The 13267-nt window shown below is 47.4% G+C and carries 15 protein-coding genes; 14 read left to right on the top strand and 1 reads right to left on the bottom strand.

The window, feature by feature from the left end:
- The first annotated feature begins 5 nt into the window (after positions 1-5).
- The 3 genes from M1D59_RS14080 to deoC all read left to right on the top strand — a co-directional run bounded on the left by M1D59_RS14080 (position 6) and on the right by deoC (position 2892).
- On the top strand, positions 6-773 hold the full coding sequence (locus M1D59_RS14080; protein ID WP_026579279.1) for a 16S rRNA (uracil(1498)-N(3))-methyltransferase: 768 nt from the start codon (positions 6-8) through the stop codon (positions 771-773).
- A gap of 2 nt (positions 774-775) precedes the next feature.
- Positions 776-2131 (top strand): tRNA (N(6)-L-threonylcarbamoyladenosine(37)-C(2))-methylthiotransferase MtaB, encoded by a 1356-nt coding sequence (gene mtaB / locus M1D59_RS14075; RefSeq protein WP_026579280.1) that lies wholly within the window; start codon positions 776-778, stop codon positions 2129-2131.
- A gap of 89 nt (positions 2132-2220) precedes the next feature.
- The gene (gene deoC / locus M1D59_RS14070; protein WP_128822577.1) at positions 2221-2892 is read left to right on the top strand and encodes a deoxyribose-phosphate aldolase; all 672 of its coding nucleotides are present in this window, start codon (positions 2221-2223) and stop codon (positions 2890-2892) included.
- An 18-nt stretch (positions 2893-2910) separates the two neighbouring features.
- On the opposite strand, the gene M1D59_RS14065 is transcribed toward deoC, so the two are convergent.
- The gene (locus M1D59_RS14065; RefSeq protein WP_145654286.1) at positions 2911-3846 is read right to left on the bottom strand and encodes a Na/Pi symporter; all 936 of its coding nucleotides are present in this window, start codon (positions 3844-3846) and stop codon (positions 2911-2913) included.
- Between the two features lie 185 nt (positions 3847-4031).
- Here M1D59_RS14065 and rpsU point away from each other — a divergent pair, with 185 nt between their 5' ends.
- From rpsU to M1D59_RS14010, 11 genes are all read left to right on the top strand, one after another.
- On the top strand, positions 4032-4205 hold the full coding sequence (rpsU, locus tag M1D59_RS14060) for a 30S ribosomal protein S21 (protein WP_003183654.1): 174 nt from the start codon (positions 4032-4034) through the stop codon (positions 4203-4205).
- Between the two features lie 14 nt (positions 4206-4219).
- Positions 4220-4666 (top strand): GatB/YqeY domain-containing protein, encoded by a 447-nt coding sequence (locus M1D59_RS14055; RefSeq protein WP_023855244.1) that lies wholly within the window; start codon positions 4220-4222, stop codon positions 4664-4666.
- 143 nt (positions 4667-4809) lie between these two features.
- Positions 4810-6129, top strand: a complete 1320-nt coding sequence (locus M1D59_RS14050; RefSeq protein ID WP_020452250.1) for an NfeD family protein — start codon at positions 4810-4812, stop codon at positions 6127-6129.
- Between the two features lie 23 nt (positions 6130-6152).
- Positions 6153-7145, top strand: a complete 993-nt coding sequence (gene floA, locus M1D59_RS14045) for a flotillin-like protein FloA (RefSeq protein WP_020452249.1) — start codon at positions 6153-6155, stop codon at positions 7143-7145.
- Positions 7146-7174: 29 nt separating this feature from the next.
- Positions 7175-7627: a hypothetical protein gene (locus tag M1D59_RS14040; protein WP_020452248.1), complete on the top strand. Its 453-nt coding sequence runs from the start codon at positions 7175-7177 to the stop codon at positions 7625-7627.
- 55 nt (positions 7628-7682) lie between these two features.
- A complete protein-coding gene (gene yqfC, locus M1D59_RS14035) occupies positions 7683-7964 on the top strand; it encodes a sporulation protein YqfC (protein WP_020452247.1) in 282 nt (93 codons plus the stop codon).
- Between the two features lie 17 nt (positions 7965-7981).
- Positions 7982-9178 (top strand): sporulation protein YqfD, encoded by a 1197-nt coding sequence (gene yqfD, locus M1D59_RS14030; protein ID WP_020452246.1) that lies wholly within the window; start codon positions 7982-7984, stop codon positions 9176-9178.
- Entirely contained in the window at positions 9175-10134 is a 960-nt protein-coding gene (locus M1D59_RS14025; RefSeq protein ID WP_017474322.1) for a PhoH family protein, read from the top strand. Before yqfD ends, M1D59_RS14025 begins: the two co-directional genes overlap by 4 nt.
- 164 nt (positions 10135-10298) lie before the next feature.
- A complete protein-coding gene (locus M1D59_RS14020) occupies positions 10299-12353 on the top strand; it encodes an HD family phosphohydrolase (protein ID WP_237612057.1) in 2055 nt (684 codons plus the stop codon).
- Positions 12350-12826, top strand: coding sequence for an rRNA maturation RNase YbeY (gene ybeY / locus M1D59_RS14015; protein ID WP_079289175.1), 477 nt, complete (start codon positions 12350-12352; stop codon positions 12824-12826). The genes M1D59_RS14020 and ybeY overlap by 4 nt, the downstream gene beginning before the upstream one ends.
- A complete protein-coding gene (locus M1D59_RS14010; RefSeq protein WP_145624080.1) occupies positions 12804-13184 on the top strand; it encodes a diacylglycerol kinase family protein in 381 nt (126 codons plus the stop codon). The genes ybeY and M1D59_RS14010 overlap by 23 nt, the downstream gene beginning before the upstream one ends.
- Positions 13185-13267 lie beyond the last annotated feature (83 nt).

Genomic DNA, 13267 nt, shown 5'->3' with positions numbered 1-13267 from the left:
AGCGTATGCAACGATATTTTATCGAACAATCAAAACAAGAGGTCACGGCCGCACCTGTGTTCTCGATCAAAGGCGAAGACGTTCATCACATTGCGACCGTGATGAGGATGTCTCCCGGAGACGAGGTCATTTGCTGTGCAAAAGACGGCCATGAAGCGAAATGCCGGATCGAGTCCGTCACAAAAGAAGAGGTTTTATTGAGCGTAATCGAATGGACGGGGAAAACACGCGAACTGCCCGTCCAGATCCATATTGCAAACGGCCTTCCAAAAGGAGATAAGCTGGAATGGATCATTCAAAAAGGGACAGAGCTCGGTGCAAGCTCGTTTATTCCTTTTCAGGCATCACGCTCCGTTGTTAAACTTGATGAAAAAAAGGCAAAGAAAAAGCGGGAAAGGTGGGCGAAAATCGCCAAGGAAGCCGCAGAACAGTCCCACAGAAACACGATTCCCGATGTGGCGCCGGTTCACACGTTTCAACGTTTGCTTGAGAGCCTTGAGGACTTCGATAAATGTGTCGTTGCATACGAAGAGTCATCAAAGCAAGGCGAGACAAGCCGGTTTCAATCCGTGCTCAAAAGCCTGCCGGAAGGATCATCCGTGCTCATGGTGTTTGGTCCTGAAGGCGGATTTTCAGAAGATGAAATTGAGGCGCTTAAAGAAAAAGGAGCCCTCGCCTGCGGGCTCGGTCCGCGGATCTTAAGGGCGGAAACAGCTCCGCTGTACGCGTTGGCGGCAGTTTCTTATCATACAGAGTTATTAAGAGGTGAATAACAATGGCAACCGTTGCATTTCATACACTTGGCTGCAAGGTCAACCATTATGAAACAGAAGCAATTTGGCAGCTTTTCAAAGAAGCCGGCTACGAAAGAAAAGAATTCGAAAGTTCGGCGGACGTATACGTCATTAATACATGCACCGTCACAAATACAGGTGATAAAAAAAGCCGCCAGGTGATCAGACGGGCGATCCGCCAAAATCCTGACGCCGTTATTTGTGTGACAGGGTGCTACGCCCAGACTTCCCCGGCGGAAATCATGGCGATCCCGGGCGTTGATATCGTCGTCGGTACGCAGGACCGCGAAAAAATGCTCGGCTATATTCAGCAGTACCAGGAAGAAAGACAGCCGATTAACGGCGTCAGCAATATTATGAAAGCAAGAGTGTTTGAGGAGCTTGATGTTCCTGCATTTACCGACAGAACGCGTGCTTCATTGAAAATTCAAGAAGGCTGCAACAATTTCTGCACATTCTGCATCATTCCGTGGGCGCGCGGCCTGCTTCGTTCCCGCGACCCTGAGGAAGTCATCCGCCAGGCGCAGCAGCTCGTTGATGCCGGCTATAAAGAAATCGTTTTAACCGGTATTCACACCGGCGGTTATGGAGAAGATATGAAAGACTACAACTTTGCACAGCTGTTGAAAGAACTGGACAGCCGTGTGAAAGGTCTGAAACGAATCCGTATCTCTTCAATCGAAGCGAGCCAAATTACAGACGAAGTGATTGAAGTGCTTGACCGCTCAGACAAGATCGTCAGACACCTTCACATTCCGCTTCAATCCGGCTCAAACAGCGTTTTAAAACGGATGAGAAGAAAATATACGATGGAGTTTTTCGCTGACAGGCTGACGAAACTCAAAAAAGCTCTTCCGGGGCTCGCAGTCACTTCTGATGTGATCGTCGGCTTCCCGGGGGAAACGGAAGAAGAATTCATGGAGACGTACAACTTTATTAAAGAACACAAGTTTTCCGAGCTCCACGTCTTCCCGTACAGCAAACGGACCGGAACTCCAGCAGCACGCATGGACGGCCAGGTTGACGAGAACGTGAAAAACGAAAGAGTTCACAAACTGATCGCTCTTTCAGATCAGCTTGCGAAAGAATACGCATCAGATTATGAAGGCGATGTTCTGGAAATCATTCCGGAAGAGCCGTTCACGGAAACGGGCGAAGACAATCTGCTTGTCGGCTACACGGACAACTATATGAAGGTCGTTTTCGAAGGTTCCGAAGACCTGATCGGCCAGCTTGTTAAAGTGAAGATCTTAAAAGCCGGCTATCCGTACAATAAAGGCCAGTTCGTCCGCGTCGCCGAAGACGACGTCCATGAAAACATCCGCTTATCGTCATAAATGATCAATTTAGCCGGTTCACGAAAAAGGTGTTCCGGCTTTTTTTGCGAATATCATAAAAGACAACCACTTGAAAAGGAGTCGTGACGATGACAAAACAAATTGCGCGAATGATCGATCACACGCTATTGAAGCCTGATGCTGTCACATCCGAAATCGAAGCGCTTTGCAAAGAAGCACGTGTATACGATTTTGCTTCCGTTTGCGTCAACCCTTGCTGGGTAAAGCTGTGCGCCGAGCTTCTTAAAGATTCAGAAGTGAAAGTGTGCACGGTTATCGGCTTTCCTTTAGGTGCGGCGTCTCCGGAAACAAAAGCCTTTGAAACCAGGCAGGCGATTGCAGACGGGGCCGGTGAAGTTGATATGGTGATCAACATCGGTGCATTAAAAGACCGCGATACCCGAACCGTGGAGCATGACATCAGAGCGGTGACAGACGCGGCAGACGGCAAAGCTCTCGTAAAAGTCATCATAGAGACCTCACTGTTGACGGATGAAGAAAAAAGGCACGCTTGTGAACTGGCCGTAAAAGCCGGCGCCGACTTTGTCAAAACATCGACCGGTTTTTCCGGCGGCGGTGCGACAGTTCAGGATATAAAACTGATGCGGGAAGCTGTCGGACCTGTTATCGGCGTTAAAGCATCAGGGGGCGTCCGCGATAAGGAAAGCGCCCTTGCCATGGTTGAAGCCGGAGCGACGAGAATCGGAGCAAGCGCAGGCGTGTCGATTGTCAAAGGCTTAACAACGGATGAAGACTACTAATCAACAAAAACCAGGCGTTTACCGGGCCTGGTTTTTGTTTGGAATGAGAAACATGATCAGCGAATGAAACAGATTTGAGAGCGGCAGAAACAATAGGGATGTGACGACGTTGAAGAGCAGGCTGAAATGGGCAATCTGCTGAGCGGGGCTTTCAGACAGTCCGGAGATAAAGCCTGTTATTGATGAGAGCAGGGGGTATACAGCTGCTACACCGATGACATTAAACAGCACATGGGCATAAGCCGTTTGCCTGGCCGCAGCTCCGCCTTTGAAGGACGCCATCACGGCTGTGATGCATGTCCCGATATTGGAGCCGAGAACAACGCTCATCGCTTCGGTCAAACCGACGACACCTTGATCCATAAAGCTCATCAGGATGCCGACACACGCCGAACTGGAATGAATCATCGCGGTCAACACCGTGCCGATGATTAAGGCGTAAAGCGGTGAATTTTCAGCAAGCTGCACAATATAAGCGCCCGAGTCTAGCTGTGACAACGGCACGGCAAGCCGGCTAAAGCCGCTGATACAGAAAAAAATAACACCCAAGCCGATCATGCTTACGCCCACTTGCCGAAAAGGGGATTTTCCGGCCATGAAAAGAACCGCACCTGCGGCAAAGAGGGCAAAAATCAAAAATTCCAGCTTCACCGCCAAAAATTCCGTTGTGAAGGTGGACCCGATGTTTGTTCCCAAAATGAGCGGAATCGAACGTTTAAATGAAAGGGCGCCTACCGAGACAAAGCCAATGACGATCACCATAAATGCCGAGCTGCTTTGCAAAACCCCCGTAAATACAATGCTGACCAAAAAGGCTTTCACCGGATGATCCGTGAAAAACAGCAGCCGCTTTTCGATTTTTTCAAATGTCAGTGAAATCAAACCTTTTCTCAGCATGCTCATGCCTTTGAGAAAAAGAACGATCAATATTATGAATAAGATCAAGATTATCATCAGTTTTTCGAACAGCCTCCTTTATAAATATATACAGACAAGCTGCCGAAATCATGACTGAACAATAAAACGATTCTCCTTGGTTGACCTTACCGGAGGCTTATATTATAATGTCAAAGTACATGTTTATATGTATGTCTTTTTTTAAAGCAGTCGATTGGTGTATTCGGAGGGAGGGAAAGAGAATGTCAAAAACGGTCGTTAGAAAAAACGAATCGCTTGAAGATGCTCTTCGTCGCTTCAAACGCAGTGTATCAAAGACAGGTACTTTGCAGGAAGCAAGAAAGCGTGAATTTTATGAAAAACCTAGCGTAAGACGCAAGAAAAAGTCTGAAGCTGCAAGAAAGCGCAAATACTAAAAGAGGGTGGATTTATGAGTCTTCTTGAGCGGCTGAATCAAGATATGAAGCTCTATATGAAAAACCGTGAGAAAGACAAACTGACTGTCATTCGCATGGTCAAAGCTTCGCTTCAAAACGAAGCAATCAAGCTTAAGAAAGACAGGCTGACCGATGATGAAGAACTGACTGTTCTTTCTCGTGAATTAAAACAGCGTAAAGACTCCCTCCATGAATTTTCAAACGCTAATCGTTCAGATTTAGTAGATAAAGTTCAAAAAGAGTTAGACATTCTGGAAGCTTATATGCCTGAACAGCTGACGGAAGAAGAGCTGCTCGGCATCGTCAATGAGACGATCGCCGAAGTCGGCGCCTCTTCAAAAGCGGATATGGGCAAAGTGATGAGCGCTATCATGCCGAAAGTCAAAGGCAAGGCGGACGGCGGTCTCGTCAATAAGCTTGTCAGCAAACAACTGTCTTAAGAAAAAGACGCCTTTAAGCAATTAAAGGCGTCTTTTTTTGTGCGTGTTCATACAATAGAAAAGTAGTAGAAAGATGAAACCTTTGCTACATTTATAACGTATGTAATGTTAATGATAATAGGGGAAGGAGGTCTCAGACATCGTTGCTGCTGAAAAAATTTAGAATTTTTGTTGCTCTGGCCAGCGGTTTTGTTTTATTCTTATTACTAGGCGTTCATTTGACCGTGAAAGCGGATGGAGATACAGTGTATGTCATTCCGATCGAAGAAACGGTTGAAAAAGGGCTTTCAAAATTTCTTGAGCGTTCTTTTCAAGAAGCGGAAGATATGAATGCCAAACATATCATACTCGATATCAATACCCCCGGCGGAGCGGTCGATGCAGTCCTTGACATGGCTGATACGATACATAACTCCGACATTCCGGTGACCGCTTATGTGAATAGAAGGGCTCTGTCCGCAGGCGCTTACCTCGCCTTGAATGCAGACGATATTTATATGGCGCCCGGCGGGAAAATGGGAGCTGCCGCGATCATTGACACGCAGGGAAATGCCGCTGATAAAAAGTCGGAATCTCTGTGGCTCGCTGAAATGGAAGACGCAGCCAAAAAAAACGGACGTGATCCGAAATACGCTCTCGCGATGGCCGATGCGGATGTCGATGCTAAAGAAGTTGGGGCGCCGAAGGGCGAGCTGCTCACATTAAGCCCTGACAAAGCGCTGGAAGTCGGCTATTCCGAAGGCACAGTTTCGAGCCTTGATGATCTTTTGAAAAAGCTGAACTTGAAGGATGCCAAAATCGAGCGTTCCGAGGTGAGCTTCGCCGAAAAGGTGGCCCGGTTCATCACGCATCCGGTCGTGATTCCGATTCTCCTTTCAATCGGAAGTCTCGGGCTGATTGTCGAGCTTTATTCGCCTGGTTTTGGGATCCCCGGCTTTATGGGACTCTCCGCGCTGCTGCTCTTTTTCTACGGTCATCTCGTCGCCGGGCTTGCCGGAATGGAAACGATCCTTCTGTTTGCAGCAGGCATTATTTTAATCATTTTAGAGATTTTTTTGCCGGGCGGAATAGCAGGGATTGCCGGCCTGATCGCGATTGTTGCGAGCCTCTTTTTAGCATCGGGAAGCTTTAAGGTCATGGCCGTCTCCATTTTGATTGCAACTGCTGTTTCTATAGCGGCATCCATTCTATTAACAAGGGTGTTGGGGAAGCGTATGAAATTTTTTAAAAAATTGATCTTAACTGACTCGACAAGCACGGAAAGCGGATATGTGTCAAATGAAAGCCGGCGCGATTTAATTGGTAAAACCGGCGTCACGTTTACACCGCTCAGACCGTCCGGAACGGTCATCATCGGCGATGAACGGCTTGATGTCGTATCTGAAGGCTCGTTCACCGCGAAGGACAAGAAAGTGAAAGTGGTTAAAGTGGAAGGCTCACGCATTGTTGTGAGAGAATTATAAATTATATTATTAGGAGGAATATTATGGATCCGTCAACACTGTTTCTTTTGCTTATTATAGCAGCCGGAATCATCTTACTAGCTGTCTTCTTTACATTCGTCCCGGTCATGCTGTGGATCTCGGCTTTGGCCGCTGGTGTTAAAATCAGCATTTTCACACTGATCGGAATGAGGCTCCGCCGCGTCATTCCAAACCGCGTGGTGAACCCGCTGATCAAAGCGCATAAAGCGGGACTTGATGTTACTATCAATCAGCTTGAAAGCCACTATCTTGCAGGGGGTAATGTTGACCGGGTTGTCAACGCGCTTATCGCTGCCCAGCGTGCAAACATTGAACTCACATTCGCCAGATGTGCGGCCATCGATTTAGCGGGCCGTGACGTGCTTGAAGCCGTTCAAATGAGCGTTAATCCGAAAGTCATCGAAACGCCGTTTATTGCCGGTGTAGCAATGGATGGTATCGAAGTGAAAGCAAAAGCGAGAATCACGGTTCGCGCAAACATCGACCGCCTTGTCGGGGGAGCGGGAGAAGAAACAATCATTGCCCGTGTCGGCGAAGGGATCGTTTCGACAATCGGTTCCTCCGATAATCATAAAAAAGTGCTTGAGAACCCGGATATGATTTCACAAACCGTCTTGAGCAAAGGATTGGATTCAGGCACAGCGTTTGAAATTCTATCGATCGATATTGCTGACGTTGACATCGGCAAAAACATCGGAGCGATTCTGCAGACCGACCAGGCTGAAGCCGATAAAAACATCGCCCAGGCGAAAGCAGAAGAACGCCGCGCCATGGCGGTTGCGCAAGAACAGGAAATGCGCGCCCGCGTCGAAGAAATGCGTGCTAAAGTCGTCGAGGCAGAAGCCGAAGTGCCGCTTGCGATGTCTGAAGCTCTCCGCAGCGGAAAGATCGGAGTCATGGACTACCTCAATATGAAAAACATCGACGCCGACACAGACATGCGCGATTCTTTCGGAAAGATGACGAAAGACCAAAATGAAGAGGATCATAAATAAACAAGCCCCTGTAAAAAGGAGGGAGCTCATTGCTTGATATCCTGTTCGACAATCCGATTATCATGGCGGCCATCATCGCAGCCATCTCCTTCATATTCAACAAGCTCGGAAAAAATGATGAAAATGAAGAAACCAAGCGAAAACCGGTGCCTGAACGGCCGAAAACGCAGACGACGCCGAAGCAGACGGCACAGCGCCAGCCGGCAGAAAACAAACAACAACGGCCTGCAGCAGCAGCGGCTGCTGCAAAAAGCGAAGATATGGCCGCAGAACTCCGCAGAATACAAGCGGATGCCGAGCGGTCCATGCCGGCCGTTGAACGGGCCATTAAAAAGCAGAGCAGCCGGGTGGTCAACCGGAAACAAGAGCTGCTCGATATGAATAAAAACACGATTGTCCAAGGCGTTGTACTCAGCGAAGTATTCGGCCCTCCGCGGTCGAGAAAGCCGCATTACACAATGAGGCGCCGGCCTAAAATTTAAGTATTAGAACCCCCATATCACTCATACATATGAGATGAAAGGGGGTTCTTTTTTTATGGCGCAAAGAAAAAACCGCATCAAAGCGTGGCTGACAAGAACATTGGAAATTCCCCCTGATGTCATGATGGATCTTCCGAGGATCACGATGATAGGAAGACTTCACATATATATTGAAAACCACAGAGGGCTTTTGCTTTTCAGCGATACGGAAGTAAGGCTGATGCTCAAACAGGGGCAGTGCATCATTCAAGGCAAAAACTTTGTCATCAAAACGATTTTGCCTGAGGAAATTCTGCTTGAAGGCACGATTGAGCTCGTACGCTATATCGATTCATAAGTCGGGGGGAAAGAATCGTGAAGAATAAATGGCTTTCTTTTTTTTCAGGAAAGATCCAGCTTGAGATAACGGGAAAGGGGATCGAGCGATTATTAAATGAATGCACCAGGCGCAGCATCCCGATGTTTAATGTTAAGAAAAAGAAAGACGCTGTCTTTCTTTATATTCCGCTTTCTGATGTACATGCCTTCCGGAGGGTCATAAGGGATTTTGACTGCAAGTGCCGCTTCGTCAGACGAAAAGGTTTCCCTTTCCTTGTGCAGAAGTCTAAACGGAATAGCGGCTTCACTATTGGAATTGCTGCTTTTTTTATCATCATGTTTTTATTGTCCAACATGCTTTGGAAAATTGACATAACAGGAGCCAATCCGGAGACAGAACATCAAATCAGACAGCACTTGAATCAAATCGGCGTCAAAAAAGGGCGCCTTCAGTTTACGATGCTGACCCCGGAAAAAATTCAGCAGGCGCTTACAAAGCGCGTCGAAAACATCACCTGGGTGGGCATTGAATTAAACGGCACGGCCCTTCACATGAAAGTGGTTGAAAAAAATGAACCTGACAAAGAAAAATATATTGGTCCGAGGCACATCGTCGCTAAAAAAGGGGCGACCATCTCGAAAATGTTCGTGGAAAAAGGCGAGCCGCTCGTCACCGTAAACCAGCACGTTGAAAAAGGGCAAATGCTTGTTTCCGGACTGATCGGGAGCGAAGAGGAAAAGCAAAAAGTCGGAGCCAAAGGGAAAATCTACGGTGAAACCTGGTACAAGTCAAAGGTAACGGTTCCTCTTGAGACATCATTTGACGTTTTTACGGGTAAAGTAAGGACAAGTCACAAGCTATCCTTCGGTTCTTTTTCTGTGCCTGTCTGGGGCTTTTCTTTTAAAAAAGAAGAGTTCTCGCGTCCGAAGACAGAAACCGAAAAACACTCGCTGCATTTTATGAATTTTACGCTTCCTGTCGCATATGAAAAGGAACATACGAGAGAGAGCGAACAAATCAAAAGGGTGTACTCGAAAAAAGAAGCGGTCCTTGAAGGGATCGAAATGGGAAAAAGAGACATCAGGAAAAAAATCGGCAGCGACGGGAACATTATCAGTGAAAAAGTTTTGCACGAAACGAGTGAGAATGGTAAAGTTAAATTGATCATCCTTTACCAGGTTATTGAAGACATTGTTCAAACAACACCAATTGTTCAGGAGACTAAAGAATGACAGAACACTTACTTGCGATTCATCAGCAACTGGAAAGTCCGAACGAGGCTCAAGCGCTGTTTGGGAACCAGGATTCCCATTTGAAGTTAATGGAGGAAGAGCTGAACATTTCGATTGTCACGCGCGGTGAAACCGTCTATGTGACCGGAGACGAAGAAACGTTTGAAATCGTGGACAGCCTGCTTGCATCCCTCTTGAATCTCATCCGCAAAGGAATCGAGATATCAGAACGCGATGTCTTGTATGCGATCAAGATGGCGAAAAAGCAGAAGCTTGAGTTTTTTGAAAGCATGTATGAAGAGGAAATTACGAAAAACGCCAAAGGAAAACCGATCAGAGTCAAAACCATCGGTCAAAGAGAATATATCGCCGCCATGAAAAGGCACGACTTAATCTTCGGCATCGGCCCTGCAGGAACGGGGAAAACCTATTTGGCTGTCGTAAAGGCCGTTCATGAACTGAAAAACGGACGCATCAAAAAAATCATTTTGACAAGACCAGCTGTTGAAGCAGGGGAAAGCCTCGGGTTTTTGCCGGGGGATTTAAAGGAGAAAGTCGACCCATATTTAAGACCGCTATATGACGCGCTCCATGACGTGCTCGGAACGGACCATACGGCACGGCTGCTTGAAAGAGGAACGATCGAAATCGCGCCGCTTGCTTACATGAGGGGGCGGACGCTCGACGACGCATTTGTGATTTTGGATGAAGCGCAGAATACGACACCGGCACAAATGAAAATGTTTTTGACGAGATTGGGTTTTGGTTCTAAAATGGTCATTACAGGCGACATTACACAAATCGATTTGCCGAAGGGCGTCACATCGGGGCTTGCTGTTGCAAAAAAGATGCTCCTTGATATCGAAGGCATTTCAATTGTTGAACTGGATCAGACGGACGTGGTCAGACATCCGCTTGTCGCCCGTATTATTGAAGCATACGAAAAGTCAAAATAATTCCGAATGGCCCGATCGCCCGTTATCGGGTCATTTTTTAGTTTCCCGCGGGAAAAGAGGTGCTTTTGTTGAAAAAGAAAAAAAGAGACGGAAAGTTTCGGCCCATCCGCTTGGAAAACGGCCGCTTCCTCCCCGTCGTTCTTTATGCGGCTTTATCCGCGCTAATGTTCATCCTGCTGTTTTTCCATGTGAGGCCCGAGTCCCTCGACCTCGATTTATTTTCGATCAGCGAGAATACGATCTATGCGCCGGCAACAGTCGAAGATCAAAAGGCAACGGCTAATAAAAAGCAGGAAGCGAGAGAGGAAGTTCCCGACCAGTACACCTTGAAAAAAGAGTACTCTGACAACAGGGTCGACCTTGTCTCATCAATTTTCGACATCATTAAAGAAGTGAAAAAAGAAAGCGCAGAACAAGAGAAAAAAGACAAGCAGGCCCCATCTGAAAAAGACCAGATCAAATCTGTCGAAGAAAAGCTGACTTCAGATGTGACGGACTCGCTGTCGCAGGATTCAGTCAAACACCTGCTGAAGGCCAGCGACGGAGAACTTTCCATGACACAGGATTCGGTCATCACCGCCGTCAATGACGTGATGAGCAAAGAAATCCGCGCCGGCAAGCTTGATGAAGCGAAAGAGCATGTAACGAAAGAGCTGAAGGGTAATTCAATACCTTCAAAATTAAAAAACGCCGCCGATGAAATCGGACGCTTTGCAATCATTCCCAACTATGTATACGATCCTGACAAGACGGAGCAGAAGCGTCAGGAAGCGGCAGACAGCGTGCAGCAGGTGCAGATCAAGCAGGGGCAGATACTTGTTGAGGAAAATCAGCTGATCGACAGGGAAGTCTATCGAAAGCTTGAACTGACAGGACTTTTAAGCGGAGCCAACATCTTCAAGCCTGTCGGCGGACTGCTGCTTTTAATCGCGCTTTTCATCTCAGCTTTGGTTTACTATTTCGAAAGGCAGTACAGCAGCCGGATTCCGAAAAATAAGTCGCTCATGCTGTTTTCATTGATTACAGCGATCGTTTTAATCGTCATGGAAGTGATCAGCCTGTTTCAGCAGCTTGAAATCGGCCATATCGGCTATCTCGTGCCGATTGCGATGGGCGTGATGCTCATTAAACTGCTGATCAATGAAAGGCTGGCGATCCTGTCGAGCATGATCCTTTCCATTTGCGGAAGCATGATGTTTAACCAGGGTGTGACAGGCACGTTTAACTATGGAATCGGAACGTATTTCTTGATCAGCTCGATGGCGGGTATACTGTTTTTAGGGAAGCATAATGCGAGGGCGAAAATCCTCCAGGCCGGTTTGTTTGTCTCCCTGATCAACATCGTCGTCCTGTTTACCCTGCAGCTGATTCAAAACACGGCGCAAACCGGACTTGAGATGGGGACATACCTTGTCATGGGAGCGGTGTCCGGCATCGGATCGTCAGTTCTTGTTCTCGGGCTCATGCCGTTTTTTGAAAGCGGCTTTGGGATTCTGTCCACGATGAAGCTTCTCGAGCTTTCAAACCCGAATCATCCGCTGCTCCGCAAAATTCTGACGGAAACACCCGGCACATACCATCACAGCGTTATGGTCGCGAACTTATCGGAGGCGGCATGTGAAGCTGTCGGAGCAAACGGGCTTTTGGCAAGAGTCGGAGCCTATTACCATGATATCGGCAAGACAAAGCGGCCCCAATACTTTATAGAAAACCAAATGAATATTGATAATCCGCATGACAAGCTTTCTCCGCAGCTGAGCAAAAACATCATCATTGCCCATGCGACAGACGGCGCCGATATGCTGAGGGATCATAAAATGCCGAAGGAGCTTGTCGACATCGCCGAACAGCATCACGGCACATCGCTGCTCAAGTTTTTTTACTATAAGGCGAAAGAAAAAGGCGATCAGACGACTGAAGAAGAGTTCCGCTATCCTGGCCCTAAGCCCCAGACAAAAGAGGCGGCGATCATCTCGGTGGCCGACAGTGTCGAAGCAGCCGTCCGCTCAATGCATAACCCGAATCCCGAAAGGATTGAAAAGCTGGTGCGCGGGATCATATCAGATAAGCTGCAGGACGGGCAGTTTGACGAATGTGATTTGACTTTAAAAGAGCTCAATATTATCGCGAAGACGCTCTGCGAAACGCTGAAAGGCATTTTTCATTCCCGGATCGAATATCCGGAAGCTAATCCTAAACAGAAGGTGAAACATACATGAGTTTAATTCTAGATATCACAGACGAGACCGGACGGGTCCCTGAAGACCAGCTTGCTGAAATTGAGAAAATTCTTCAATTCGCATCGGCAGAGGAAGGCGTCGCAGACGGCGCCGAAGTTTCGGTTACGATCGTCAACAATGAAGAGATCCAAAAAATCAACAAAGAGTACAGAGGCAAAGATTATCCGACTGATGTCATTTCATTTGCCCTTGAAGAAGACGGCGAAGGAGAGATTGAAATTATCGGCGCTGACATGCCGCCCGTTCTCGGAGATATCATCATCAGCGCTGATAAAGCACGGGAACAGGCCGAAGAATACGGGCATTCACTGATGAGGGAGCTGGGTTTTCTGACGGTTCACGGTTTCTTGCACCTCCTCGGCTATGACCATATGACAGAAGAAGAGGAAAAAGAGATGTTCACTAAGCAAAAGGACATTTTGAATCGATATGGGCTCTCAAGATCCTCATAAACAAAATGAATGGCGCCGTCTGAAATGGAGTTTTTCAAACGCCTTTACAGGAATAGTCAAGACGTTCATGTCGGAGCGCAATTTTAGAATTCATTCCGGGGCCGCCATCCTTGTGATCGTCTGCGGCTTTTTCTTCAGGCTGACTCTGATCGAATGGTCCATCATCTTGATCCTGATCGGCGGAATGCTCGCCTTGGAGCTGATGAATACGGCTGTGGAGCATACGATCGATCTTTTCACAAAAGAGAACCACCCGCTTGCAAAGGCGGCAAAGGACGCGGCGGCCGGGGCGGTTTGCGTGTTTGCGGCCGTTTCGTGTATGATTGGGTTACTCATCTTTTTGTCAAAATTGTTTTGATGCCGTGCCTTTCATTGTGCGCAATTCTTACAAAAATTTTACATTTGTGATTTGGGCGTGAAAAAGAAGCCATTTTTATGTAA

The organism is Bacillus sp. PK6-026, assembly GCF_054161455.1.
This window is presented reverse-complemented; position numbering and strand designations above follow the sequence as displayed.

What these genes read in the sequence shown, in the direction of transcription:
- M1D59_RS14010 (WP_145624080.1), top strand. Translation starts at nt 12,804, where the DNA reads ATGGGCTCTCAAGATCCTCATAAACAAAATGAATGGCGCCGTCTGAAA.
- M1D59_RS14020 (WP_237612057.1), top strand. Translation starts at nt 10,299, where the DNA reads ATGTTCATCCTGCTGTTTTTCCATGTGAGGCCCGAGTCCCTCGACCTC.
- M1D59_RS14065 (WP_145654286.1), bottom strand. Translation starts at nt 3,846, where the DNA reads ATGATAATCTTGATCTTATTCATAATATTGATCGTTCTTTTTCTCAAA.
- M1D59_RS14025 (WP_017474322.1), top strand. Translation starts at nt 9,175, where the DNA reads ATGACAGAACACTTACTTGCGATTCATCAGCAACTGGAAAGTCCGAAC.
- deoC (WP_128822577.1), top strand. Translation starts at nt 2,221, where the DNA reads ATGACAAAACAAATTGCGCGAATGATCGATCACACGCTATTGAAGCCT.
- M1D59_RS14080 (WP_026579279.1), top strand. Translation starts at nt 6, where the DNA reads ATGCAACGATATTTTATCGAACAATCAAAACAAGAGGTCACGGCCGCA.
- rpsU (WP_003183654.1), top strand. Translation starts at nt 4,032, where the DNA reads ATGTCAAAAACGGTCGTTAGAAAAAACGAATCGCTTGAAGATGCTCTT.
- floA (WP_020452249.1), top strand. Translation starts at nt 6,153, where the DNA reads ATGGATCCGTCAACACTGTTTCTTTTGCTTATTATAGCAGCCGGAATC.
- mtaB (WP_026579280.1), top strand. Translation starts at nt 776, where the DNA reads ATGGCAACCGTTGCATTTCATACACTTGGCTGCAAGGTCAACCATTAT.
- yqfC (WP_020452247.1), top strand. Translation starts at nt 7,683, where the DNA reads ATGGCGCAAAGAAAAAACCGCATCAAAGCGTGGCTGACAAGAACATTG.
- M1D59_RS14055 (WP_023855244.1), top strand. Translation starts at nt 4,220, where the DNA reads ATGAGTCTTCTTGAGCGGCTGAATCAAGATATGAAGCTCTATATGAAA.
- ybeY (WP_079289175.1), top strand. Translation starts at nt 12,350, where the DNA reads ATGAGTTTAATTCTAGATATCACAGACGAGACCGGACGGGTCCCTGAA.